The 24,742-nt window shown below is 48.1% G+C and carries 21 protein-coding genes; 4 read left to right on the forward strand and 17 right to left on the reverse strand.

What is annotated here, in order from left to right; all coding sequences use genetic code 11:
• Window positions 1–1,003: 1,003 nt before the first annotated feature.
• Complete coding sequence (locus ACW73I_RS09380; protein ID WP_458029021.1) at window positions 1,004–3,493, reverse strand: arylsulfatase; 2,490 nt, start codon at window positions 3,491–3,493, stop codon at window positions 1,004–1,006.
• A 555-nt stretch (window positions 3,494–4,048) separates the two neighbouring features.
• Here ACW73I_RS09380 and ACW73I_RS09385 point away from each other — a divergent pair.
• The gene (locus ACW73I_RS09385; protein ID WP_458029022.1) at window positions 4,049–6,151 is read left to right on the forward strand and encodes an alkyl/aryl-sulfatase; all 2,103 of its coding nucleotides are present in this window, start codon (window positions 4,049–4,051) and stop codon (window positions 6,149–6,151) included.
• Between the two features lie 253 nt (window positions 6,152–6,404).
• Window positions 6,405–7,211, forward strand: coding sequence for a hypothetical protein (locus tag ACW73I_RS09390; protein WP_458029023.1), 807 nt, complete (start codon window positions 6,405–6,407; stop codon window positions 7,209–7,211).
• Window positions 7,212–7,760: 549 nt separating this feature from the next.
• Here the strand turns inward: ACW73I_RS09390 and ACW73I_RS09395 are convergent.
• The 7 genes from ACW73I_RS09395 to ACW73I_RS09425 form a co-directional block, all read right to left on the reverse strand.
• A complete protein-coding gene (locus tag ACW73I_RS09395) occupies window positions 7,761–8,543 on the reverse strand; it encodes a DUF3313 family protein (protein ID WP_458029024.1) in 783 nt (260 codons plus the stop codon).
• Between the two features lie 619 nt (window positions 8,544–9,162).
• Entirely contained in the window at window positions 9,163–9,672 is a 510-nt protein-coding gene (locus ACW73I_RS09400) for a hypothetical protein (RefSeq protein ID WP_458029025.1), read from the reverse strand.
• Window positions 9,659–10,528 carry a DUF2092 domain-containing protein gene (locus ACW73I_RS09405; RefSeq protein WP_458029026.1) on the reverse strand — a complete coding sequence of 290 codons (870 nt, stop codon included), beginning with the start codon at window positions 10,526–10,528 and terminating at the stop codon, window positions 9,659–9,661. Before ACW73I_RS09405 ends, ACW73I_RS09400 begins: the two co-directional genes overlap by 14 nt.
• Before the next feature lie 62 nt (window positions 10,529–10,590).
• The gene (locus ACW73I_RS09410; protein WP_458029027.1) at window positions 10,591–10,860 is read right to left on the reverse strand and encodes a YMGG-like glycine zipper-containing protein; all 270 of its coding nucleotides are present in this window, start codon (window positions 10,858–10,860) and stop codon (window positions 10,591–10,593) included.
• A 22-nt stretch (window positions 10,861–10,882) separates the two neighbouring features.
• Complete coding sequence (locus ACW73I_RS09415) at window positions 10,883–11,269, reverse strand: Rap1a/Tai family immunity protein (protein ID WP_458029028.1); 387 nt, start codon at window positions 11,267–11,269, stop codon at window positions 10,883–10,885.
• A 259-nt stretch (window positions 11,270–11,528) separates the two neighbouring features.
• Complete coding sequence (locus tag ACW73I_RS09420; RefSeq protein ID WP_458029029.1) at window positions 11,529–11,906, reverse strand: DUF4345 domain-containing protein; 378 nt, start codon at window positions 11,904–11,906, stop codon at window positions 11,529–11,531.
• Between the two features lie 32 nt (window positions 11,907–11,938).
• Window positions 11,939–12,571 (reverse strand): hypothetical protein, encoded by a 633-nt coding sequence (locus tag ACW73I_RS09425; protein WP_458029030.1) that lies wholly within the window; start codon window positions 12,569–12,571, stop codon window positions 11,939–11,941.
• A gap of 529 nt (window positions 12,572–13,100) precedes the next feature.
• Between ACW73I_RS09425 and ACW73I_RS09430 the strand changes: the two genes are divergently transcribed.
• Complete coding sequence (locus ACW73I_RS09430; protein ID WP_458029031.1) at window positions 13,101–13,526, forward strand: hypothetical protein; 426 nt, start codon at window positions 13,101–13,103, stop codon at window positions 13,524–13,526.
• On the opposite strand, the gene ACW73I_RS09435 is transcribed toward ACW73I_RS09430, so the two are convergent.
• The 3 genes from ACW73I_RS09435 to ACW73I_RS09445 form a co-directional block, all read right to left on the reverse strand.
• Window positions 13,523–15,991, reverse strand: a complete 2,469-nt coding sequence (locus ACW73I_RS09435; protein ID WP_458029032.1) for an arylsulfatase — start codon at window positions 15,989–15,991, stop codon at window positions 13,523–13,525. The two genes, ACW73I_RS09430 and ACW73I_RS09435, sit on opposite strands and share 4 nt — an antisense overlap.
• A 221-nt stretch (window positions 15,992–16,212) precedes the next feature.
• Window positions 16,213–16,650, reverse strand: a complete 438-nt coding sequence (locus ACW73I_RS09440) for a hypothetical protein (protein WP_458029033.1) — start codon at window positions 16,648–16,650, stop codon at window positions 16,213–16,215.
• A 1,305-nt stretch (window positions 16,651–17,955) separates the two neighbouring features.
• The gene (locus ACW73I_RS09445; protein ID WP_458029034.1) at window positions 17,956–18,939 is read right to left on the reverse strand and encodes a flippase-like domain-containing protein; all 984 of its coding nucleotides are present in this window, start codon (window positions 18,937–18,939) and stop codon (window positions 17,956–17,958) included.
• Between the two features lie 743 nt (window positions 18,940–19,682).
• On the opposite strand from ACW73I_RS09445, the gene ACW73I_RS09450 reads away from it, so the two are divergent.
• Window positions 19,683–20,054 (forward strand): hypothetical protein, encoded by a 372-nt coding sequence (locus ACW73I_RS09450; protein WP_458029035.1) that lies wholly within the window; start codon window positions 19,683–19,685, stop codon window positions 20,052–20,054.
• A gap of 142 nt (window positions 20,055–20,196) precedes the next feature.
• Here the strand turns inward: ACW73I_RS09450 and ACW73I_RS09455 are convergent, their stop codons facing one another.
• The 6 genes from ACW73I_RS09455 to ACW73I_RS09480 all read right to left on the reverse strand — a co-directional run bounded on the left by ACW73I_RS09455 (window position 20,197) and on the right by ACW73I_RS09480 (window position 24,339).
• On the reverse strand, window positions 20,197–20,334 hold the full coding sequence (locus ACW73I_RS09455; protein WP_458029036.1) for a hypothetical protein: 138 nt from the start codon (window positions 20,332–20,334) through the stop codon (window positions 20,197–20,199).
• 8 nt (window positions 20,335–20,342) lie between these two features.
• Complete coding sequence (locus ACW73I_RS09460) at window positions 20,343–20,495, reverse strand: hypothetical protein (protein WP_458029037.1); 153 nt, start codon at window positions 20,493–20,495, stop codon at window positions 20,343–20,345.
• 207 nt (window positions 20,496–20,702) lie between these two features.
• Window positions 20,703–21,116, reverse strand: coding sequence for a type II toxin-antitoxin system VapC family toxin (locus ACW73I_RS09465; RefSeq protein WP_458029038.1), 414 nt, complete (start codon window positions 21,114–21,116; stop codon window positions 20,703–20,705).
• A 2-nt stretch (window positions 21,117–21,118) separates the two neighbouring features.
• Window positions 21,119–21,343 carry a hypothetical protein gene (locus ACW73I_RS09470; protein WP_458029039.1) on the reverse strand — a complete coding sequence of 75 codons (225 nt, stop codon included), beginning with the start codon at window positions 21,341–21,343 and terminating at the stop codon, window positions 21,119–21,121.
• 601 nt (window positions 21,344–21,944) lie between these two features.
• Entirely contained in the window at window positions 21,945–23,066 is a 1,122-nt protein-coding gene (locus ACW73I_RS09475) for a tyrosine-type recombinase/integrase (protein WP_458029040.1), read from the reverse strand.
• Window positions 23,067–23,211: 145 nt separating this feature from the next.
• Window positions 23,212–24,339 carry a tyrosine-type recombinase/integrase gene (locus ACW73I_RS09480; RefSeq protein WP_458029041.1) on the reverse strand — a complete coding sequence of 376 codons (1,128 nt, stop codon included), beginning with the start codon at window positions 24,337–24,339 and terminating at the stop codon, window positions 23,212–23,214.
• Between the last annotated feature and the right edge of the window lie 403 nt (window positions 24,340–24,742).

Here is a 24,742-nt window from a genome sequence, read left to right on the forward strand (position 1 = left end):
GCGCTATTTTTAACGGCCAATTCATGTTCTACGAAGTCAGCAACTATAACGATAAAAGTAACGTATGGATTGACCGTCTTTATTTTGGTAGCGGTTATGACCGGGGCGCTAGCCGCCTATAGCCAACATTATCCTCATTGGCATTGGCGGCATATTGATAGGAAGGAGTTGATGATCACCCCTCCATGTTGTGGCGGTGTGCTAATGATTACTGCGAACGAACTAACGCTATCGACCCATTTTTGACGGTCGCCTTTCTTCATAGCGGCCTATCAAAAAAATCCAGGCTTTTCGAACTGGTGGGCTACAAAGCTGCCACTGGGAACTCACCCAACCGGCCATTATGTGAAGTTTCTTTTTATGCACAGTGTCTTGTATTCGACTAGTCGACATCAGGAATCAAGCGGGTTGAGCAAGACAGCCGGATAAAATGCTGATCATAATTTTTGCAAAGTTCAGAGGCGGATTTTCTGCTCTTCAATTCAGAAAATAAACCTCAGCACAACAGATGGCTTTTCTTGCTTAAAATAGTTCCCGACGGTGAAACAATCGTGCGGAATTTATCCGTCATGTCGATAAACAGTGATAATTCGATAGGCCTGATGATATCGGCTGGAATAAACGCTGATAATGTTCCCTTTTGGTGTATTTGAAGGCTTGTTTCAAATCATGGAAATTATGCAAAGCTCCTGAGCGAGATAGATGCCTCGAAGCTAGGCCGCACCTCGTTTGCTGCAACACCGCTATACGGCCACTTTGCGACATTCAAGTTTTTCAATGTATGGCCGGTGCAAAACAGAAAGCTGTCGTTCAACTATGGCTGTAGGGTGTGGTGAGTTTTACGAACCGCACCGGTCACGAACACGATGCGGTGCAAGTTGTTTACCGCATCCTACTGGCTGACTCTATCGATTGCGCAATAACGGGAAAGTACCTTGCAATGTACCAATCCCATGAAAAGCCACCCCAAACGGGTGGCTTTTCTGCTTTGGTTGCGGTTAGATCACCACTGCATCATCATGCGCTTGGCCTCGCCTTCGAGGTTCATGTAGGGCTCTCCCTTTACCGATACGCCTACGCCCTGGATGGTACCGCCGGTGAACTTGGCAGGAGCCTTGTACAGTGAACTCACCGCGTCTTCGCTGTCGTATCCTACGCAGAGGCCTTCACCGGAGAAGGCGAACTTGCCCGGCTGGGTGCGCATCTTTCCGGAAGCCACCACCTTGTCGTCGACATAGAGCTTGGTCTCGCCCAGGGTCTCGCCATGTTCGCCCTTGCCTGTCTTCTCGAACTCCATGCCCACCGTGTATTTACCCGGCTTCAGCGTCACGTCGGATTCGAACACCTGCTCGGGCTTGATACCGAGGAAGTTGTACACGTAGTAGAGCTTCTTGTCCTTGATGAACAGCGAATGGCCGCCGAAGCGTGAGCCCATCGCGAAGATCACGCCTTCGGTTTTGTCGGTGATCTCGACGTTGGCAAGGATCTTATACGAACGACCGCGCACGTTGACCGCTACGCCTTCCGGTACAGGTTCCGTATCCGGGTAATATTTGTAGGTGTCGCGGGGAGGTTCCCCGGTGGGGCGCGGGGTTGTAATAATTTCTACAGCAAGGCGATCGTCCAGCGGCAGAATATTGTTCTCTTTCGCCTGTTCCATCCAGAGGTCTTTGAGCTCCTTCAGCTTGTCCGGGTACTTGTCGGCGAGGTTGTTGGACTGCGAGCGGTCCTCCTCCATGTTGTAGAGCTCCCATTCGTCCTTGTCGAAGTGGCCCTTACCGCCCAGCGGTACGTGCACGGAGGACGCTTGCCAGCCGTCCTTCCAGATGCCCCGTGTGCCGAACATCTCGTAGACCTGAACACGTTTTTTCGTCGGGTCGTCCGGCTTGGCATCAAACGTGTAGGCCATGGAAACACCGTAGAGCGGGTACTGCTTCACGCCGTGATTGACCTTCGGCATCTCGAGGCCGGTGATCTCGAGCAGGGTTGGCACGATATCCGTCGAATGGTGGTATTGGTGGCGCAGCTCGCCGCGTGCCTTGATGCCCTTGGGCCAGCTGATAACCAGCGGATCCGCTGTACCCCCCTCGTACTCTGAGTAGCGCTTGAAGAATTTGTACGGTGCCGAGAAGGCCGCGGCCCAGCCGGTTGGGAAGTGTTCGTAGGTGTCGGGGCCGCCCAGCTTGTCGATGTACTTCATGTTATCTTCGAGACTGTCCGGAAAGCTGTTGAAAAACTTGTTCTCGTTCACAGAACCATTGGGCGAGCCCTCTCCGGAGGTACCGTTGTCGGCAGCGTAGAGGATGATGGTGTTTTCGTACTGGCCTGTTTCCTTCAAGTAGTCGATGACACGACCGATCTGATGGTCCGTGTAGGAGGAATAGGCGGCAAAGACCTCTGCCATACGGTTGAAGAGCTCCTTTTCCTTGTCGTTCAGGGAATCCCAGGGACGTACATAATCCAGTGCGTTGGCCACGTCTTTCGGAAGAGGATTGACGGCGGTGTTGACGGTATTTTCGGGGATGATGCCCTTCTCTTTCATGCGCTTGGTGGCCCATGCGCGATAGGCGTCGTATCCGTCGTCGAATTTGCCCTTGTATTTCGCGATCCATTCCTTGGGCACCTGGTGCGGCGCATGGTTGGCACCAGGATTGAACCACATGAAGAACGGCTTGGACGGGTTGGAGGCGTTCTTGTTGCGGAGCATCTCGATTGCCTGGTCAGCGAGGTCCTTGGACAGGTGGTAGCCATCCTCAGGCATGTACGGCTGTTCGATGAAATCGTTGTCCTTGGTCAGGAACGGATACCACTGGTTGGTCTCGCCGCCGAGGAAGCCGTAGAAGCGGTCCCACCCTTTCTGCAACGGCCACTCGCCGCGATACGCGCCCGGGGCCACGTCAACTTCCGGCACATTGTGGTTCTTGCCGAGCCACAAGGTGGCGTAGCCATTGGCCTGCAACACTTCGGCAATGGTCGTTACCTCTTTGGGAAAGCGGGTGCTGTAGCCCGGGAATCCCTCCGCACCTTCGGCGACATTGGCATACCCGTTCATCCAGTGGGTGCGGCCGGTCTGCAGCGTGGAGCGTGTCGGCGAGCACAGGGCGGTGGTATGCCAGTTGGTGAAGGTCAACCCGTCGGCGGCGAGTTTGTCGAGTGTCGGCATGCTGATGCGACCGCCGTAGGGAGACCAGGCCGCCTGGCCCGTGTCGTCGTACAGGATAAAGAGGATGTTCGGTGCGCCTTCAGGAGCTTTTGGGGGAAGGAAGGGCGTCCAATCCGGTTTGGAATTTCGGGTATCCAGTTCAATCTTGCCCTTGAAGCCGCGCATGAGATCAACTTCGTCTCGACCCGCCGCGTTGGGATTCTGTTGGTCATCCCTCGCCAAGGTCGCCGTATCCGACACCGGTACACAGGCGGTTACGAGCCAGGTGCATATGGGCAACATGAGCAGGCCGCGTACTGCGAGGAGTAAGAATGATTTGTGTATCATCATGCTTCTCCTTACGTTTCTAGATGGCAAGCTAGTATCTATGTCTGCATACCTTATAAACTAGAGTGATGATTTAAGTCAATCCACGCCTGAAACCTCAATAGTTTTAAACGGGAAATTATACGGTTTTGACATGATAATCGGGTTTCGATAAATTCAACGCCTAGACTGCAGCAACAAGTGCTTAAGCGTTTTTCAAACGTCTGCTCTTCGCCAACTTGCTGCAATTGCGAAAAATCTATCTGACAGGCCGCTTGGGGTCGCTATGTTAAGCTATCCATAGCGACCCCAAGCTGTCTATGGCGCTAACTGATTGAATGGCAATCTGATCCTTTCCGGCCACTATTGCTTATGTACGGTGATATATGGAAATGAAAAAACAGATGCTGAGTAAGACCTTGTTGTATAGCTGAGAATTTGTCAGTATATAAACAATTAATTACATAGTTAATTGACCATGTGAACTATTCAACCAACTTGACGCGTTAGTAAAAGCGGGTTAGCTTTCCGCTAGGTACTTATCCATAACACTATTACATATCCCAGAAAGGAGAATACATGGAATACAAAAAGATACCAGGAAAGGTCGGATTGTTTTTGTCAACGGCTTTAACGATTGTTGGCTGCGCAACCACAAACGACGGAGGTAGTACGACTTCAGCAGCCCCATCGGGTCATTTCGATCGGAAGGGAAAAGCGCCGTCTAAGTTTACTGTTGAGCTGCAGAACGGTCTGCGCAAAAGCTTACCGTTCGACGATAAGCGCGATTTCGAGGAGGCCAAAAGGGGTTTCATCGCTGCGCCACCTTATAAGCAGATCAAGGCCGAGGATGGGCATGTCGCCTGGGATATGGCCAGCTACGGATGGCTGCTGGACGACAAGCAACACGACAGTATCCACCCGTCGCTACAGCGCCAGGCTGTCCTGAACATGGCTTACGGCCTGTACGAAGTGGTACCCGGCAAGATTTACCAGGTCCGCGGTTATGATCTGGCCAACGTCAGCTTCATCAAGGGTGACACCGGCTGGATCGTGATCGATCCTCTAACCTGCAAAGAAACCGCAAAAGCGGCCCTGGACTTTATCAATGAGAAAGTTGAAAAGCGTCCGGTGGTGGCCGTGATCTATTCACACTCTCACGGCGACCACTATGGCGGGGTGCGAGGCGTGGTTGACGAGGCTGATGTGAAAAGCGGCAAAGTGCCGGTTATCGCCCCCGTGGGCTTCATGGAACATGCTATTGCCGAGAACGTCTACGCCGGCAATGCCATGAATCGCAGAATGTACTTTCAGTATGGCGTATTGCTGCCACGCAGTCCCTTCGGCCACGTGGACCAGTCCATCGGCAAGAACGTCGCGTCCGGAACGACTGGCCTGATCGAGCCTACCCGGTACATCGAGAAGGACTTTGAAGAGCTGACGATCGACGGTGTCCGCATGGAGTTCCAGAATACACCAGGCACCGAAGCTCCATCGGAGATGAACACCTGGTTCCCCGATTTGAAGACATTTTGGGCTGCGGAGAACATCACCGGTACCATACACAACATTTACACCCTGCGCGGAGCCTTGGTGCGGGATGCATCGGTCTGGTCGAAACACATTAACGTCGCTCTGTACCGCTACGGACAAACGGCAGAGGTAATGTTTTCGGCGCACACCTGGCCACGCTGGGGTACTGGGCGCATTCAGGAGGTCATGCGTACCCAGCGTGACGTCTATGCCCATCTGAATAATGAGGTACTGCATCAGGCCAACCTCGGAGTAACCATCAACGAAATACACAATGTCTATAAGCTCCCCGACAGCCTCAGGCAACAATGGGCGGCGCACAGCTATCATGGCTCGGAAGAGCACAACAGCCGTGCTGTGCTGAATCGCTATCTGGGTTACTGGGATGCCAACCCTGCCACGTTGATGCCGCTGTCCCCAAGAGATTCCGCACCGCTGTATGTGGAAATGATGGGTGGCGCCGATAAGATCCTGACCAAGGGCAAGGCGCTTTACGACCAAGGCCAATACTTCGCAGCGGTGGAAATTCTGAACAAGCTAGTCTACGCAGAACCTGAGAATACAAAAGCTAAGGACCTGCTAGCCGACGTATTCGAGCAGATTGGCTATCAGAAGGAGAGCCCCAGCGTACGCAACAGCTTTCTTGGTGCGGCCTATGAGCTACGAAACCGCATGCCCGCCGGCACACCGCCTTCGACGACCGGTCCTGACACCATCCGGGGCATGTCGACCGAACTGTGGCTGGACTTCCTAGGCATCAGTATGGATAGCAGCAAAGTCGCCGGTCAAAACTACGTCATCAATTTGGTCACCCCGGACAACGACGAGAAGTTCATTATCGAACTGAGCAATTCGGTGCTCACCAACCTTCAAGGCCAACAGTCGAAGCAAGCAGACCTGACCATTACCGTTAACCGTAGCGATCTGGAACGCGTGATGGGTGGTACGGCAACCTTCGATCAATTGATTACTGAAGGCAAGGCAAGGTTCGACGGTAACCGTAGACCGTTCGATGTCCTGCGTAGCGCTATAGTGCGATTCAGGCCCGACTTTGAACTGCTTCCTGGCACCAAACCAAAAGTGCCGGCGACACCAGCCAAGAAGAATCCATTCGAAATGGATAAACCTGCTGACACCTCGGGCGGTTAATCCAATAGCTTGCTGTAGCGTTGCAAAGCGCTACGGCAACTAATTACCGGCTGCAGCGAATGGCCATGTCGAGCCACCGCTGCAGTCGGAGGGTTAAAAAACAATTTATGCCACCACAGACGACAAGGGCTGACGAAAGCAACAGTCGTTGCCGTATTTTTTGCCACTTTCGGTTGCTCGAATCTTCCAAAAGTTTTCGGAAAAAAAGCCGGCGCTCCTGGCAATTGTATTTTTTATCAGATAGGGCCGGATTATGTCTCCGAATTTTCTATTTATCGCTCGAGTAACAATCATTGCAATAGGATTTGCCGCCAACGTGTTTGCGGAAGAAAACGATGCGAGCTCCTTGGCTAAACAAACTCAAAACCCGGTTGCTGATCTTATCAGCGTGCCTTTGCAGAACAATTTTAATTTCAACACGGGACCCTACGACAATACCCAGTATGTGGGTAACCTTCAGCCGGTTTTGCCTTTTAAACTTAACGATGATTGGAATTTGATCACCCGGACCATATTACCGATTATCGATCAACCCCGTTACGATGCGGACAGTAGTAATTTCGGCATCGGCGACCTTAATCCGACGTTTTTCCTCTCGCCGCGAGGAGGGGGTAAGTTTATCTGGGGCGTGGGGCCGACTTTTTTGTTGCGGACCGCCACTCAGGACGAACTCGGCGCGGAGAAATGGGGCATCGGCCCAGCAGCCGTAGGCTTGTTTATGGATGGGCCTTGGGTAGCAGGGGCGTTGGTCAATAATATCTGGTCTTTCGCCGGGCCTTCGAACCGGGCAGACGTCAACCAGTTTTTAATGCAACCTTTCGTGAATTATAACCTTGCAGATGGCTGGTATTTGGTTTCTTCGCCGATCATAACAGCAAACTGGGAGGCTTCTGGACGTAACCAATGGACGGTGCCTGTCGGTGGAGGTGCCGGAAAGTTGTTCAAAATTGGCAAATTGCCGGTGAACACTCAATTACAGGCTTTTTATCATGCAGATCGTCCGGACCAGGGTGCTGACTGGTCATTGCGTTTCCAAGTGCAGTTGCTTTTTCCAAAATAAAGAGGCTTGACTTTTCAGGAGATGAGCGAAGTAGTGGGTTCGCTCTATCTTCTATAATCAATAATCGTTAAGGATATGGTGACAAATAAGTTTCCGCGGGTTTCCAGAATATTATGTAGGGGCAAAGCTATTCACCAAGGCGATTAAAATCGCCCCGACAACGAATATCGGGAATTTTTTATTTCCTAATCCTAAGCCCTCGGTAACTGTACATGCGTTGCTCTAACTCCTGCATCCTTGTAGTCGACCACGAGCGGTTTGGTGGGTAAGGTTATTGCTCTGGTGTCACCGTATTAATCCTTAAAATCCTGCTATTTTATGTAGCAGTATTATCAGGGAAAGACAACCTTTACACCCTCCACCAGGGCCGTAGATATTGTTAGCAAAGCGGAATAGCACGAATGTTTCGAATATCATTTCTCCGATTACGCTTCGCTAATCGAAGCGGGCTGGCGCGCTTTCGCCTTGCAAAGTTGCAAACCAGTCGCGCAGACTACTTTTTAGCTCAATTCTAAAGTCAAATGAGTATCGGATGAATATTTGCATCCATTAAAAAGGCATCAACGTATACGGGGTTGGATCGGTCACCGTCTCGCCTGGTTTACGATTGGCGATTTCCACAAATTGCTTAGCCCATCTATCCATAATGCCTTTAGCCGGACCATACCAAGTCAGTCTAGTCAAATCGAGCGGCCCCACATCTTGCATATCCCGATCCGCGAAAGTGGCGACTTCTTCGCCGGTTTGCAAGTCACGCAAACGACCTTCAAAAGCAGCTCTACGCTGATTGATCGCACCGGCGGCGGTGCCTCCGCCTAGGGTCAGCCAACCGGCCGCATGCAATACGGGCTGGGACGGATCGATTTCGATCAATGCCAGTTCTAGGCGCAACGCAGGCAATCTATGTTGATTACCAAGTTCGAGCAACTCAAAACGATGATTGGGGTCATTTTTGAATTCGTTGATTACCTGGTTTCTAAAATACACAGCCAACTCTTCAATATCTTCTTTGACGTTATTCAACAAATTCGCAGAACTGAGCTGGTGTAACCAGTCCATTTCCATCATGTGTTGCGTATTGACCGGTGATACGACTAGCTTCTTATATGCTGATAAATCAAGCCCTGGTTTGACCCATACTTTTTGAAAAGGCAAATCTGTAGGTTTAATTTGCCGTTCCGGATGCTCAATGAAACCCGCATCCGGAGCTGGCTCCACTACATTCGCTTTTAGGTCATTGGATTCCGTTCTAACTGTCGAACACCCTACAGCAAGAAGGATCGCACTAAGTAACACGCCTAGCCCAGCGATATGCTTGTTTTGTTTATTCATATATAAGTCAACTCCGATTTGAGTGTATATGGGAAGGTCTTTCAATAGAACAAAATTGCATATGCTGATACTTGAATCCGTATCGCTCCCTTTGTCGTGTGCTAAAAAACGGCATAAAAGGGAAAGAATTTGCTCTATAAAACGTTTATCTCTTGCAGATACCCCATTGTCGAGAGTTTGTCGGCTGTCAAGATGGCTAAGGGTTCCGCAGGTTGTTGGGCAAGCTGCTTTTCAACTAAACTAACTGTATTCTGGTATTGTCCACCAAGAAATGTATTGAGATAAGCAACACTCCCAATAGAGTTTGGTAGATCATCAGAAGATAGCGACCATAGATTATTTAAACAATGATCCTCTATTTTTTAGCTTTGGTAACAGTGATAGAACACACTTATTACTTACATTAGCTGGATCTCTAATTATTATCATAACCGCCAAGAATGTTTCGTAGAGGTCTATAGGCGAGCTGGCCGCTTCAAAGCTTAAAATATCGGCAGCCTCCAATAGAGTAAGAGAATCAGTTTTTTTTGCCAAGTCCTAAACACTTCTAGTTAAGTATAAGATTTACGCTTTAAATCCTTCCCCTTCCCTGGGAAATGTTTTGTAAGCTGAAGTCTAATTAATAAGGCGAATTGACCACCACATAATTAACTTGCGAACCCGCATACTGTGGTTGTAACCAGGTGCTGCCGCATTGTCGATAGCCAATGCCTCTAACCATCACTGTCGTACAACCAGACGACGGCACTTGCGATGCGCCAATCATCGCTCCCACCGCCAACCCGGTAAGGCCGATAGCGACAGCAGCGCCGGTACTGACGCCTCCATAATACGGTCTGCCATAATAACCACCACCTCCATAGTAACCGCCATGCACATTCACATTACGATTGACGTTGACATTAGCGTTAACGTTTCTGTTAACGTTTAAATTTTGATTACGGTTGACGCCGACATTGCGATTGAAATTATTCGCACCGCCTCGGTTGAAATTATTTACATGCGATCTGGATATATTCCTACCGCCTCCCCTAGCATAGGCATCGCTCGGTGACACCAAGGCTGAACAGAACAATATGCCACACAGCGCGGCTGATAAAAACCAATCGGAACCCTTATTTAGCTTCATATTTTGCTTCTCCATCACTTTCCGCAGTTGTTTCAATCACGGCAAACTCAATTTTCTGTGCATCTTTAGTGGGTACATAGGTAAATATATTAGATTTGATCCTAGGGTTCAGTTCCCACTTCATCATCGAAATAAATTGAGGCAGGGTGGGATCCAGCGTATTGGTAATTACTAATTTCAATGGAAGCGGAGTAGCGTCATTTTCTATCCAAAGCTGCCAATCCACATCTTTATTACGATAAGCATAATGATTACAGGACTTACCATTAACTTCGTCCGGTCCCAAATAGGTCGCTGCCAAAATATCGGCTTCAACGTCCTTATCTTTACCCCAGCGAAACAAATCAGCTAAAGGAATTTCAATGCCAAACTGATTCCATGCCTCGTCCAAAAGTTGCCGAATACTACCAGGGGCTTCGAATGAGGCGTAAAACTTATTTTTGTTGCCGTAAATAGTAAAAGTTTGCCCATTGAAGAAAAATTGCTGATCAATATCCTTAAATGCATTCTTGTTGGCAATATGCAAGTGATCATCACCTTGCACAGTCATAACGGACTGATTATCGACCATTATCTTTTGGCCATAATCGAGTATTTCGTCGCGAGAATTTTCTGAATGTACTCGAAAGGCTTTCAACGATCTTAGATAACCTCCCATGTCATCCAATGCTTTTATTGCCTCAGGCTCAATGACATAGGTTGGTTCCGGTTCGCGTTGACTTTCTGACTGAGGTGCAGTCGGTTCAGACGCAATCGGCTCCGGAGCAGGGTTGGGTGGTTGAACGGGGTCGGCTGTACATCCAACGATCCATACGAACGCCAGGGCGTAAATAATTATACTGAAAGGGTTTTGCATCGATTCTCCTTAAAGATTGCCAGTAGTGATATTTTTCCTTTTAAGAAATTAAAGCCGCTTAATCAATGTCCCGATTGAGCGTCACGACGGCCTTGCTGGTAGGCCCGCTGCTCGGATTCTTTATGTTTGCCCCACAAAAATCCGCCTAGGGTTCCCACTCCAGCGCCAATTGCCGCTCCCATGCCTGCATTGCCCGCCATGGCGCCGATTGCAGCTCCTGCCGCCGCGCCTCCCAGACCACCGGTGACAGTACGTTGTTGGGTATCTGACATCCCAGCACAACCCGTTAAAAGCATTAAAACTGTGGCAATTAAAATGACTTGCTTTTTCATTGTAATTCCTCTCTAAATCGCGTTACTTTGCACACGGCCAATTTTCGGTTAAAAACCGGAATTCTGTATCTACCGGCAGTTCATTCATGTACTCGGGATGTTGTTTTGTCCAAACTATAAACTGATCAATAGACTCATTGCGTGACGGCCTAGGTTCGGGCAAGCAGAATAATTTAAACTGAGGCTTATCAGCAGTTTCTGACAGATGAAAATGAACGGCACCAATCAAATATCCCTGGCAAAAATGAATCGCTTTTTGGTAATTTGGATCCTGCGGTGACGCCGTACAAAGATTGATCAAATTTTGCGTAGTTTTAGCTACAAAGTCTTGCTCTGTCACTTGCGCATGAACAATAGGCGAAATGAAAGTGCTCGCTAAACTCAAATATATCAAACGTTTAAATGACATAGAAACTCTCCTCGATGGTTAACATATGTAGCAATTCTCTAAAGCTGGAATTCTCTTTTGCGTTGGTGTTTTCAGTAATATAAGCGTTAGATTAATAGTGCGCTAAACAAAATTAAATTATCCATGGCAAATCCGGAAATGGGGTTAACCTTTTCATAGGTTCCTACGATAGGTGCGTGTAATGCTCTAAATCATGTTTGGCAGTTGTAGGCTTTCCTTCTTAAGCAGCATGATCAACGCCGAATGGAATTCCGTCAAGCTAATCATCCAAACAGAAAATCCAAAGCGCAATTGGTGTCAGCAGAAACTCTGCACCGATATAAAAAATCAATAATGGCGCGGGTTGCCCCTCGATAAAAAAACTCAAGATTCTGCCAAGCACCAATCCACCGGCGAAAATCGCCGTTGTCAACACTGCGATATTTCTGTATTGATCGTTAAATGCAGCATACAGCCAGAATATTCCTAGAGCTAGATAAAGCCCCATGACGGCTCTGAGGATGTGGGCGATGTTCGGATCCAATTGCGGCATATCTAGAAACGTCCGAGTAAACCATTGCGGCGAGACTCCGTACAGCAAGGCAATAATCGACACCATCGCAAAAGCGAAAATTAGAAAGGCTTTTCTGATTTTCATGGATTTTCCCCGGCTAATGAAAGACTGAATGCTTAGATGTTTTCCGACTCGATCACCTGCCGACACTCTAAAGCATGGAAACAGGTTTCGAACAACTTATGTGCTACCTGTGCTGTAGTAACCGCGCGATAGTGCTTGGGCAATAATGCAGCGAGGTATTTGCCTAGCAATAACCCAACGGACTCCAACAGTCTACCCTGGGATCGCGGGCCGCCAATCAGCAATGAGGGTCTGATCAACACCAATGAACTAAATCCCAAATCGGTAAGAGCCTGTTCGGTCTCGCCTTTGACACGTAAATAAAACAAGCTAGATGATGGGTTTGCACCCAAGGAAGAAACAAACCCAAAAATCGGCGTTCCCATGTGCCGGGCTAATTCGGCTGCCGCGAGAACGTAGTCGTGATCGACGCGGTAAAATCCAGCCTTGGATTTGGCCTGGCGCAGTGTAGTCCCCAATGCACAAATTGCCAAATCGGCTTTCCACCAGGGTGCATCCATTGGCAATGCTTCAAAATCAATTAGCGGGTTATCTAGTTTGCCGTCGGGAGCCAAAGGTTTGCGTGTGGGTGCCGTAACGCGCGAGACTTCAGAATGTTGCAACGCTAACTTCAGCAACTCTTGTCCTACTTGCCCGGTGGCGCCAAGAATAAGTATGTGCTTCATGTTTGTTCGCTCACGATCAATAAATATTGCTAAAGAAGTCTTTAAACACACAGATTATCAGCAATTGATAGATCAATAAATTAGATGAATATTTGTCGCATTTATTTAAAGGGGTTGGTGAATAATTTGCGGGCACTTAGCCAAGATAACCTATGCACTCAGCATTAAGCTTGTATACCGACTCAGCGAAACTTACACTCGCTATTCTGCATGACCGCTCTACAAAATTAACCGGCCTTTCTATTGTCAATACTGAAGTTTAGACAATCAGCCGTCGGGCCCGAAGGGCCGACGGCTTTTTCATGCCGGCCAATTTTGCAAAGAACACAAAGAATACTTGACAGGGCGACGGCGCTGCGCTGCCGCCCAGGGAGCATTTATTTGCTCCAGGTACCTACATGTCGCTTTCACGCATAGCCGCGTTTGTCTGTCGCAGTGGATCAATGCTCTATTACAAACTGTTCCGGTCCATTCACGTGCCACCTTCATTGAGTTACTCTGTGCCTGCTTGCTATCGCCTGAAGGTTGGGTGACACGCGCCATTGGCGCTATTTATCGCCGCTGTGACTGGACGACCTATTATAAATTGATCGAACGTGGTCGCCTCCGTATTGTGCCTCTGGCACAAGCACTATTGCATTTGATGCAGTCGGTATTGCCTTTGCAAACGCTGAATTTGGTCATCGACGATACGCTGGCTTTACGTCATTCGTTGTCGGCTCCCGGCTGCGCCGTGCGTCATGATCATGCCCATAAAACCAACCGCCCTGATTTCGTGTTATCTCAGTTCTGGGTTACTCTGGACGTCAGCGTGTTAGGGGCCGGCTGTTCCAATTTAGCTTTGCTGAAAAATGTTTGCGGTTCCCACGACAAGTCCCCAGGCGCGCTCGATATAGTTGCTCATGACGATATCGGAACGCTCCTGCGGGTTTTGCTACGGTCTTTTATTTCTTAATCTACAAGAAGTGCCCTTTTGGCTTCCTGCTCCAGATCAAGATACTGCTCTTTCTCGACAGTCACTCCAACTCCGAAGATAGTTCCGGCTTTAAAGGTTCCGGGAGTCTTGTATTGCTCGCTGACAGCATCACCGCTGTCATAGCCTACGCATAGCCCATCACCCGATAGAGTAAACTTGCCGGCCTGGGTTCTCATTGGACCCTCAGCCACAACTTTGTCGTTCACGTAGAGCTTGGTCGTGCCAATCGACTCGCCATTCTCGCCTGCGGATTCCCGAATGAATTCCATCCCTAGCGTGTACTTGCCCGGTTTGAGCTGTGCCTTGCTAACAAACGTCTGTTCCGGCTTGATGCCCAGGAAATTGTAGACGTAGTACAGCTTTCCTTTCTTGATGAAGAGCGAATGACCACCAAACCGAGATCCGTGCGCGAAAATCACCCCATCTGCATTCTTCTCAATCTCGACGTTGGCGAGTATCTTGTATGAGCGCCCGCGCACGTTGACCGCGACGCCTTCGGGCACTGGGGCGGTATTCGGGTAGTAGACATAGCGTTCGCGGGGAGGTTCTGCCGAGGGTCTAGGGTCGTTGAGAATCTCCCTTGCGGAACGATCATCCAGCGGCAATACGAAATTCTTTTCCGCCTCTTCCGACCATGCCTTGATCAAAGACTGCAGTTTCTCCGGATTCTCTTTGGCCAAGTTTTTAGATTCGGAACGGTCCTCTGCAACGTGGTAGAGTTCCCATTCGTCCAGGTCGAAATGACCCTTATTTGAGAGCGCGGCATGAACGGCAGCGGCGCTCCAGCCGTCCTCCCAAATACCGCGCGTACCAAGCATGGCGTAGTACTGCCGGTGCTTTTGTGTTGGTCCGTCGGCTGGGGCGTCAAAGCTGTAACGCATTGAAACGCCTGACAGCGGGTACTGCTTTACACCATGGTACACATCGGGCATGGAGAGCCCCGTGACCTCCAAAATCGTCGGGACGATGTCAGTGGAGTGGTGGTACTGGTTACGCACCTCACCTTTAGCTTTGATCCCTTTGGGCCAATGAACCACTAACGGATCGGCGGTTCCGCCGTTATACTCGGAATAGCGCTTGAACATTTTATAAGGCGCCGAAAACGCCACGGCCCATCCGGTGGGGTAGTGATTATAGGTAGCCGGGCTGCCCAACACATCCATATACTTCAGGTTTTCCTGCATGCTGTCCGGCCAGCCGTTAAAAAATTTATTCTCGTTAACCGAGCCGTCGGGGCTGCCTTCTCCTGACGCGCCGTTGTCCGCGGCATAGAAAATGAGCGTGTTTTCGTACTGCCCGGTTTTTTCAAGGTAGTCGATGATTCGCCCGATTTGAGCATCGGTGTACTCCGAGAAGCCGGCATAAACCTCCGCCATGCGTGCGAAAAGTTTCTTTTCGTCTGCAGAAAGCGAATCCCAGGGTCGAACGGCATCCCCCGGATTAGCCACTGACTCGGGCAGTGGATTGATCGGAGTAAGCTGGGTGCCTTGGGGCAGGATACCGCGTTCGATCATCCGTGGCAAAACCCACGCCCGATAGGCTTCATATCCGTCGTCGAATTTGCCCTTGTATTTGGCGATATACTCCTCAGGAGCATGATGCGGCGCATGGTTTGCCCCCGGATTGAACCACATAAACCACGGCTTCGAAGGGTTGCTTGCCTTCTGGTTACGCAGCATTCGTATCGCTTGGTCAGCCAGGTCTTTGGAAAGGTGATACCCCTCCTCGGGAGTGTAAGGTTGTTCGATGAAGCGGTTGTCTTCTGCTAGATCAGGATACCACTGGTTAGTCTCGCCACCCAAAAAGCCATAGAAGCGATCGAATCCCATCTGAGTAGGCCATAAATCCTTACTTGCTCCCGACGAAACATCCTGCTCGGGTACACTGTGGTCCTTGCCGATCCAGAATGTACTCCACCCCCCATCCCTAAGGATTTCTGCGATTGTGGCCGCCTGTTTGGGAATGCGGCCCATCGATCCGGGAAAGCCGGTCGCCGCTTCGGTAATCGCTGCCATGCCGTTCAGATGATGATTGCGACCAGTCAGGATTGTCGACCGGGTCGGCGAACAGAGAGCTGTCGTGTGCCACTGAGTATAGGTTAAGCCCTCATTCGCAAGCTTATCCAGAGTGGGCATGTTGATTCTGCCTCCGTAGGGAGACCAAGCCGCTTGCCCTGTATCGTCGTATAGAATAAACAAGATATTCGGCGCACCTTCCGGTGCTCTTTTAGGCGTATACAGACTCCAATCGGGTTCGGAGTTGCGGATATCCAATTCGATCTTGCCCTTGAAACCTGCAGGAATCTGATGCGCTTCTTGAGCCTTCGTTTCAGAAGATTCAGGCGTTGTTTCTTGAGTCTTCGTACAGCCAAAAGCAAAGCTCAGGAAGATTGTTATCAGGACTATATCGACTACTGTCGATGGCAATAATTTGGTTCTATTCATGATTTACTTCCCATATGGCGTACTAGCAGATATCTTCATACGACCCGACAAGATGTCACGATTGTGCCCTTGTAGTACCGATTAGGGTATGCTAGCCGGAGCTACGGTCTTGCATACTTGATTACAAGACCTAATGCCAGCTTATATATGTATGATAGAGAATCAGGATGAGTCCGTCTAAAAAGCTGAGGCAACCTTAGCGAACTCATCCTGCAACAAGACTAATCCTTAAGCTTGATAGTTACACCCTGTGGACCAAGAGCGAATTTCAAGCCCTCTCCGCTTCCATTCAGTTCAAGCACCACCCCACGATCGTTCTTAAGCGCTATCGCCCCTACGCCACCGGCGATAGTGGCGCCCGCTTTCACGCCGTGATAGGTGCCTTCGAAGTTCTTCAACTCGTTTAAGTTATACACGATCCCAGCTGCGGAAAACTCGGAAATGCCGACATCCGCCAAACTCAGACCACTAATGTCGAAGTGATGTTCAACTCCCTCGAAAGTCATTACACCCCCTCCCCAAGTCCAGCCGACACCTGCAGCTACGGAACCAACGTTGAGGGTAATCGTTCCATCGATTTTTGAAGGCTCTGCAAACGACGAAGCCGAAAATCCGGCAATACTCAGAATAGTTAAGAAAACATAAATAAACTTGGGCATATTTACCTCCAAATAATTTTTGTTTCAGCTCACGTTCAGCTTCGCGAGCCCACTTGGTTGATCCCCCCGTTTTTCTTAGCGGCAGTCTAATTCATTGCCGCCGGCTTCCTTTTCCCTCTAGTAATATCGCGTCCTTATTACATAAAAACACGGAATTCACTCAAAATCAAACTATCGAAATTGATTTTCAGTAGTTTTGAACCCCTCACGTAAAACTCTGTGTAGCCTACAAGGATGTGATCGATACGTACAAGGTGGAGGATCAAATTGAACGATAGCTCATTAAAATGACATTTCCTTGAAATTGACCCTGTCTAGTCCAGGTTAGCGATTCGATGATCGGAAAAATGAATGTGCGATGTATTCTCCTTTCCGGGATATGCAATAGCGCTAAGGATAAAAAGCTGACAACAAGACTAACTTGCGCCTACTAGCACGTCAAGTTGACTGGCTAAGTGAGCATGACTAATTAGCTATTTAGGTAATTGTGTACATTCTGACAAATTCTCAGCTACATAAGAAATTTTTGCTCAACATCTGTTTTGTTTTCATTTCTATATATCATCGTGCAGATCCAATGGTGGCGGGAATTGATCAGATTGCTGCCATCAAATCAGCTGTCACGATGACGACCTGCTGTAAGCCAGCGGCCTCTAAACCATTAAAAGGAGGTAAACTATCCGCCACGATATAACCGCCTGATATCAGTTGCCGCTCGCTCCAACGCCGAATTTCCCTTTTTTTGAAAGCCTTTAACCGGATACAATTTCATTCGAACTGGCTAATCTTCCCCACTCATTTCGACGGCGGCCACGAACAGTGTCTTGCTAGCGCTGCTACGCTCTCGTTGACCACCTCGTTTCTCGCCGCCCCCAATAGACATCATCCAGTTCAATACGTCCTGGCAACGGTTGCCGCCGTTCCCATTCCAGCATCACTTGCATGGTCAGGTATATCCCTAAACCATTTCGTAAGCGGGAGTTTGGTTTGTTCCTAGATCGTTCCCGATAGCAGCGAGGTTTGATGATGGCACCAGTGGCATTGGTATACATTGCGACTATGAATTTAACAATAGCGCGTACTGCCGCATTTAGGAAAACGAAATCCAGTCGGTAAATACACCGACTGCCGCCCGACATTGTTACTCACGCCCCTATAATTCATGAAATGCACTCAAGCTGATGCCTTTTTGGAATTGGACTTTGTTCTTGCTCGTCACAACCACCTTGTATTTCATAGTCTTATACAATCTATTCGGCACACAATTTGGCTGATACTTCTACGTAATCAAGAAAATGGTCTACGTCAAACCGATTCGGTCGCCCGTTTGAAAAATCGCTTCCCTTCCGGGATCTGCCAGGATAATAAGCCTGGCAGGCCGAGAACTAATTCTCTAACTCTTTTGATCAACGACAAGGCTAGTGCGGTTTCGGCGCTCAAACCGATGAAAGACCCTAGCAAGATAAACCCTCCTTCCTGGATTCCCAAAGCGCCAGGGATCAAAAAGGCGGTAGAGCGGATTGCATTGCCCAGACTCTCAAACATGATGGCCTCGGCCGGAGAAACCGGATTACCGAGAAAATAAAGCGCCAACCAGACTTCCCCGGCACCGAGCGTCCAAGCCAGCAGCCGCCAGAGACAAGCTTTGATGAAACGACCCCTCCGCCGATACAGACGGGTCACAGTCCGATCGAGCTCGGCCGCGGATGTCAGTTGCGACAGCCAGTCTTGGTCACCGGCAATCCATTCCAGTACCCGGCTTAATGATAAAAACATGCCGCTTCGTTGAGCCAAATAAAATCCAAATATCAGCAGCGTGAAAAGCCCGATGCCAATCGTGATTCCCTGCACCGCATCTCCTCCGATTCCAAGGTACAACAACAGCCCGACTCCGCATAAGGCAAATATCATTTGCGTCAGCACGCCGGTGGTGATGTCCACCACGATACTGGCTCCAGCCCAGGCACCGGGCGTCCCTGCCTTGTTGAGCAGCCTGGCACGAACCAACTCACCGCCGACTTGCGCCACTGGCATCAGGGTATTGATCGCATCGCCTATCCAGCGCATCCAGAGCAGCTCGGTAAACGGGCGCCGATGATAATGCGGTAATAATATTCGCCAACTGACGGTTTCCGCAGCCATCGGAATTAACCGGTAAGCAATAACTAAAACGACTCCCCAACTGGCGGCGGCAAGCGCTTTGACAACATCGGCGGCGCCTTGATGGATGATTAAACCTACCAGCAGGACAAAACCGGCGGACCACAGTAAATAAACTGTTTTTTTCATGAAAAGACTCTTGCTTGAAATGGATAGCAAACCTGGAAATCCTGATGACGGGGTTAAAATCGAACCTTTGCATCATGCAAAGCGGAATCATCGGCCCGGCTGAGGGGATAACTAGCAGGGATACAAGATTTGGCTAAGGCAATGCGTATAAGAGATATATTAGTATATCCTTAATGAAGGACTAGAAACACCCATTAAACAGCGATTTTTTCTCGGTTTCAGCGATGACAATTCAATTCAACACCGCTGAACCTAGGAAAATACCTCGAATGTTACTTTTCGAGTTTTGGTTGAATTAGATGATTTTAGCGGCTGGAGCCATTAGCCTATTTAGGAAACTACCGGTTTTTACCCATGACTGAGAATCAGTTTTCGCGCATTACCTTTGTCGGTGATAGAAATTGGCAGGACGATGCGATATGTTTACCGAGCAGTCTATGTGTATCAACCAAATCGCTTTTTTACTCCAGACGAATTTGGACAAGCAAAAATCCTGACTTCAAAAGCATACTGCGGATTAATTCTCATGAGAATTTAGTAGTGAATTCAAGGCGCCTTTTTCGAAACTTTATGTGTTGTTTTTGTGCGGTACTGATTTGGAATTTTTATAGTTTCAATTCGGTTGTTGCGAGTGAATTGACAGATACCAAAAAAATGTTAACCCTGCTCAGAATTGCCCCTAAACAAGTTAGCCAACTGGACCAAGGGAAAGCTATATCATTTGATGTAACAGAGAGCTTGCAGTGGGATTGGCGATGTATTTTCGATCTACGCCTAATAGGATTACTGCACTCGTTAAATCCGGCCGTTTAGAGTCCATCGACGCAGATATCACAGCATACGGTTATCTGCCGGAAAATCCCGGGATCGTTGATTTCAATGCACTGATATTCGGTCAGAAGCAGGAGGTCGAGAGTTTTTTGGAAGCGAAAGCAGGGGATGAATTTAATCTATCAAGCGAAGAATATCAATCATTTAGTGCAATTGTGAGCAATGATGAAGAACTCCCTGATACTGCTGCACGACAATACCGAGTATTCTTGCTGCAACGGCTGCAACGGCTGCAAGCCTACAAACGCCACGCTTTGAAAGGCGTAGCAGCGTATGCTATATGACTTCAACCAGTTCGGCCAGTGTCGAGTCAGAGGCAACGAGCTGATAGTTTTTTAATGCTAACGAAAAAGCTTTTGCTGAAACTGACTTTGGTAGGGTAGCCGCACTAATCGCCAAACTCGTGTCAAAAAAATCCGATTCGATTTACCGACTGGCATGAACTAATGTCGTTACATCTTCTTCCGTTAAGCCATCGTCTGCAGCGGCATTACCAACTTTTTGGCAATAAGCCTCATAAGCTTTAGATACGGCTTCACCTCGAAGCGGTGACAATTCGCCCATTAGCTTCATCATTTGAAGCAGTGTTGTTGCTGAGTCGCCAGTAGTTGATAAAACAACTGAAACAGGACAGCCTCGACGAGTGTTAGTACTGGTTCTCGTTGTGACGTATCAATTAGTTCGCCGAAATGGTTTTGAGCGTCTAGCGATGTCAGTGTTCTCATGTGCTGCCTCCTGTTTCTTCAAAATAGCTATTACAGTCACCATAGCTACTGAAAGAGCTTTAGGTTTCAATTTCGGATTACTTTAGATGTTTCTCACGTCAGCATCGTCCAGTCCCGATATGCCCATCGAAACAATCAACGACCAGATACTGGGAGGAACCTTCTTATGTTTGAGAGCGTAGGCAGTAGTTGTTGGTTAACTTTCCTCTAGGAACCAATCTGGCTTAGCAACTCAGAGGGGGAATAAACTGGCAACGTTGCTGCGCCAAAGTCATTAACGTTTCTTGTTACTACACCATCTACACCGAGCGCAACACCAGAGTAATAAAGAACGGCATCTTCAAAATCAGTAAATTCAGAATCTAACGCAGACCGTAAAATTGAGGTGTTTACGTCGGCAATTGTAAATAAATCGAGCAAGCATTTGATTGCATTTCTTGATGTCGAACGGTCTCTAGCTTTGGTGGTTAGATAATCCACTGTGGTAATGGTAGTGGCACATAAAGCACCATCAAGCATCTTAGTTTCAACCATACCCAGCAGTTCAATCGCTGCTTCCGAGTGCGGCGCTCGGTCCAACAGAACATCTAGGACAACATTCGTATCAAATAAAATTTTCATGCTTAAATATATTTGCTCTCAAGGTGCTTTTTATAATCAGCTTCGTCAATCCCTGAATCGCTCATCAAACCAATCAATGATCGGGTCTTGGGCGGGATTTCCTTATGTTTGAGAGTCTTCTCCTCCAGTAACAGCTTTTCAATGGCGGTTTGTACAAACTCTTGCACGTTAGGATGTTGCAATACTTGCTTGCCCAATTCATCTGGTAAATCGATAGCGAAATGCATGTAACCCCCATATCTTTCACTTTGTTTCTATATAGCTTGAAATAGCATATTGGCAACCGACATTATTCCAAGCCCTAACAGGAATATATCTACGATTATAAAGCCAAGGTTGATTTTGAATAAGACTTTGTCATTAGCATGATTGATAGCGCTAACATATAGACTATGTGACTTGCGTCGATTTGCGCATCATTTTCATTCAATGTTCCGCAGTGCACAACCGCTGGTTCTTAGAGCAGTTTCTAGTCATCGCATTTTTCGAGCATCGCATTTTAGTGCACAAATAGTGCGCAACTTGATACTCCTTTAAGCTCCTCGAAACTAGTGCACACTACTTTTCTTTACTTGAAAAGTATGCTATCTTATTGATTATGCAGAGTTTCACGGAGTTTAAAGCGCAATTCTCTGCTCTTTTAATGCGATGGTCGTGCGTTCGAATCGCACACGACCCACCATCGAACGATAGTAAAATCAACCACTTAACTCTAGCCGGGTAAGTGGTTTTTTTATGCCTGCCAGTTGCTGGGTAATTTTTGTGGTAACTTTTTTTAGTGTCAATCCAGCCCATTAAGGCCGTTGTGGTAACTTTTCCAAGCTTCACTTAAATCACCCTTCTCAAGATCGACACCGGTTTTAGGTGAACAATCTTTTCAACAGCTTCCAGTAGCTCTGCCACACTCGCTGGCGAATAATGCGTCGTGATATCGCCATTCGTGTGATGCAGCAATTTCTTGCGCGTTTCCAATGAAACCCCTGCAACCCTCAGACGATGACCAAACGTATGCTTCAAGTTATGAGGCCCACGTGTATAGTCATCACAAACTGGCAGCCCCGCTTTTATCCATGCCTTTTTCCACGCCGAATTATTTAACCGGGTAATTCGCTTACCACGGTACGGAAAAACATATGGACAACCTACTTGGCGGTTTTGCCATTGAATTTCTATGATGGCTTTCGCCGTAGAATTCAACACCACCAATTGATCTTCCTTATTCTTCTCACCCGGCCATTCGCCATCGGCATATTGCTTTTTTCGCCAAGGCGTAATAAAGATGCTGGTGTCCAATTCCGGCACAACTACTTCCCAATCCCAGCGTAGCCAACACACTCCCTGCTCACGCAAGCCAGTATTAGCCGCAAAAATGGTCATCGTACGCAGATGATCGGGTAACGCTTTTAACAAACGTTCCATCTCCTCAAAGTCAAGAGGATAAGGATTAGCCGCATCTTCCCAATCCGGCATTTCGAACATCGGTGGACAACTTAAATAAGGCTGGCCGTTTTCGTTACGCCAAGATCGAGCAGCCAGCGTTAAGACTCGTCGAACGATTGTCAGATCACGCGTGACCGTGCTACTGGAGATACCAGCTTTTCGTCGATCATTAATAAATCCTTGCAAGGTGCCCATATGGACATTCGCTAAAGGCAAATCGCCGATGTACGGAGCGACAAATCGTAACGAATCTCGATCGCGATACAAACTGCGTTTCTGCGTTTCATCAAGATAACGAGCCGTTGCTTCCTGAAACGTCATAATGCCTTCCTCGCGGCGAGTGACCTCGCATTGAATCTGAGCAATCGTTAGGAAAAACTGCTTTTCAGCTTCTTCCGACGTTTTTGCCGTTAGACGCTGCCGTATACGACCATGTCCCTTGATACGCTTGTCGATACTCCAAGCGTCTGTCGCCCTATCGTATTGCAATCCGGGTAAATTTTTAGACATCGAACTCTCCTGTGTAAGAGTATTCGTGCCTTGCTGTTGCGGAGCGTATGATTGGCTAATATATGATGAAAATCAAGCCAAATAAAAGAGGACTGTCGAGCATCACGGCGATAGCAGGATGCTCGATAACATATGCTTCATTAAATTAAGCAGCGATTCGGCGAAGTAAAATATAGGCCTTAGGTTTAACGATCCTCTCCAAATACTCAAGTAGCGTCAATATGTCTGCCTCAGAATAAACATCGGTCACATCTTTGGATTTATGATGCAGAAGCTCACGGCGCGATTCTTTGGGTACCTTTTCAGAGATCAACCGTCTACCAAAAGTATGTTTGAGGTTATGCGGCCCCCGTAGTAATCCATCGGTAACGGGCAATCCAGCTTTTTTCCAAGCTTTTTGCCAGTCGTAATCACCCATTTTAGATATCGGTTCACCATTGATTGGAAAAACCCAAGGGCATCCTGGCTCACGCCGTTTTCTTTGAATTTCAATGACTTTTCTGGCCACCCGATTAAGTACCACCAATTGATCCATATCATTTTTCTCACTCGTCTTAATTCCGGTGTTTTTATCGTCAGACTCTGCTGGAATCATGAACACGCTGGTCTTGAGGCCAGGGACTTTCTTTTCCCAGTCCCAGCGGAGTTTACAAATAGTTTGATCTCGTAGTCCGGTATTGACTGCAAATAAGGTCATTAACCTGAGGTGCCAGGGTAATTGGCATAATAATTTGCGCTGTTCATCCCATTCAAGCGGGAACGGCACTCCTTTATCCTTCCAATTTGGCACAGTGAGTAACGGTGGCGCTGAAAGATAAGGTTGTCCAGCCTCATTCCGCCAAGATCGGCACGCCAGATTAAGGATGCGAATTATTACTGCAAGATCGCGCTTTATAGTGCCGCTTTTGATTTTTCTAGCTTGCTCGTGATCAATAAATGGTTTTAGCGTATCATCATGGATGTGATTCAATGGCAGATGGCCAATAAAACGGTCAAGCTTCTCTAAAGTGGTAATATCACGTTCGATACTGTCTTTCTCATCTTGGAACCTATCAATATAGCGAATACCTGCTTCTTTAAAAGTTAACGTAGCGGCCTGACTTTGCCTTGCCATTATCAGATAGTTCTCAATAATCTGAGTAAACATCATTTCCGCTTCTTTCTGAGTGCTTGCCGATAGACGCTGACGGACTCTTTTTCCGTTGATGGTCTTATCGACGCTCCATTGACCTGTTTTTTTGTCGTACTGTAAGCCTGAGTATTTTTTTGACATGTTAGTGCTTCCTGTATTTGATTTAAATTTGTAGTTGCCCCCCTAGATTTACCGTATCTCCTCTTGAATTCATCAATCGCATCGTCCAAGTCGACGCGGTCATATCCAACATATTTCGAACTGTATTGGATTTCTAGCGCGATAAGTGGGCGAATAACTTCATCAAACATAGCCTGACCCATTCCACAGTAGCCAGGCGCTTCAGAGTAACGGACAATTCTAGGGTGCAAAGTCATGCTTTAGCCTTAGATCAACTCTACGAATTGACTGTCAGAATTGATCAAGTTTTTTTGTTAACGCTCCATAAACCCCATATAGCCACAGCGGTGTAAAACGGTGAGACTGTTAGGCAATCAACACGAGGAGATTGCCGATGACAGAATTCCCCCAATCCGAAGCCACG

This window comes from Methylomonas sp. MgM2 (assembly GCF_054172045.1).

Bases quoted from the DNA above. Each gene is read 5' to 3' on its own strand.
- ACW73I_RS09380 (WP_458029021.1), bottom strand. From the start codon at position 3,493: ATGATGATACACAAATCATTCTTACTCCTCGCAGTACGCGGCCTGCTC.
- ACW73I_RS09385 (WP_458029022.1), top strand. From the start codon at position 4,049: ATGGAATACAAAAAGATACCAGGAAAGGTCGGATTGTTTTTGTCAACG.
- ACW73I_RS09390 (WP_458029023.1), top strand. From the start codon at position 6,405: ATGTCTCCGAATTTTCTATTTATCGCTCGAGTAACAATCATTGCAATA.
- ACW73I_RS09395 (WP_458029024.1), bottom strand. From the start codon at position 8,543: ATGAATAAACAAAACAAGCATATCGCTGGGCTAGGCGTGTTACTTAGT.
- ACW73I_RS09400 (WP_458029025.1), bottom strand. From the start codon at position 9,672: ATGAAGCTAAATAAGGGTTCCGATTGGTTTTTATCAGCCGCGCTGTGT.
- ACW73I_RS09405 (WP_458029026.1), bottom strand. From the start codon at position 10,528: ATGCAAAACCCTTTCAGTATAATTATTTACGCCCTGGCGTTCGTATGG.
- ACW73I_RS09410 (WP_458029027.1), bottom strand. From the start codon at position 10,860: ATGAAAAAGCAAGTCATTTTAATTGCCACAGTTTTAATGCTTTTAACG.
- ACW73I_RS09415 (WP_458029028.1), bottom strand. From the start codon at position 11,269: ATGTCATTTAAACGTTTGATATATTTGAGTTTAGCGAGCACTTTCATT.
- ACW73I_RS09420 (WP_458029029.1), bottom strand. From the start codon at position 11,906: ATGAAAATCAGAAAAGCCTTTCTAATTTTCGCTTTTGCGATGGTGTCG.
- ACW73I_RS09425 (WP_458029030.1), bottom strand. From the start codon at position 12,571: ATGAAGCACATACTTATTCTTGGCGCCACCGGGCAAGTAGGACAAGAG.
- ACW73I_RS09435 (WP_458029032.1), bottom strand. From the start codon at position 15,991: ATGAATAGAACCAAATTATTGCCATCGACAGTAGTCGATATAGTCCTG.
- ACW73I_RS09440 (WP_458029033.1), bottom strand. From the start codon at position 16,650: ATGCCCAAGTTTATTTATGTTTTCTTAACTATTCTGAGTATTGCCGGA.
- ACW73I_RS09445 (WP_458029034.1), bottom strand. From the start codon at position 18,939: ATGAAAAAAACAGTTTATTTACTGTGGTCCGCCGGTTTTGTCCTGCTG.
- ACW73I_RS09455 (WP_458029036.1), bottom strand. From the start codon at position 20,334: ATGGGCGAATTGTCACCGCTTCGAGGTGAAGCCGTATCTAAAGCTTAT.
- ACW73I_RS09460 (WP_458029037.1), bottom strand. From the start codon at position 20,495: ATGAGAACACTGACATCGCTAGACGCTCAAAACCATTTCGGCGAACTA.
- ACW73I_RS09465 (WP_458029038.1), bottom strand. From the start codon at position 21,116: ATGAAAATTTTATTTGATACGAATGTTGTCCTAGATGTTCTGTTGGAC.
- ACW73I_RS09470 (WP_458029039.1), bottom strand. From the start codon at position 21,343: ATGCATTTCGCTATCGATTTACCAGATGAATTGGGCAAGCAAGTATTG.
- ACW73I_RS09475 (WP_458029040.1), bottom strand. From the start codon at position 23,066: ATGTCTAAAAATTTACCCGGATTGCAATACGATAGGGCGACAGACGCT.
- ACW73I_RS09480 (WP_458029041.1), bottom strand. From the start codon at position 24,339: ATGTCAAAAAAATACTCAGGCTTACAGTACGACAAAAAAACAGGTCAA.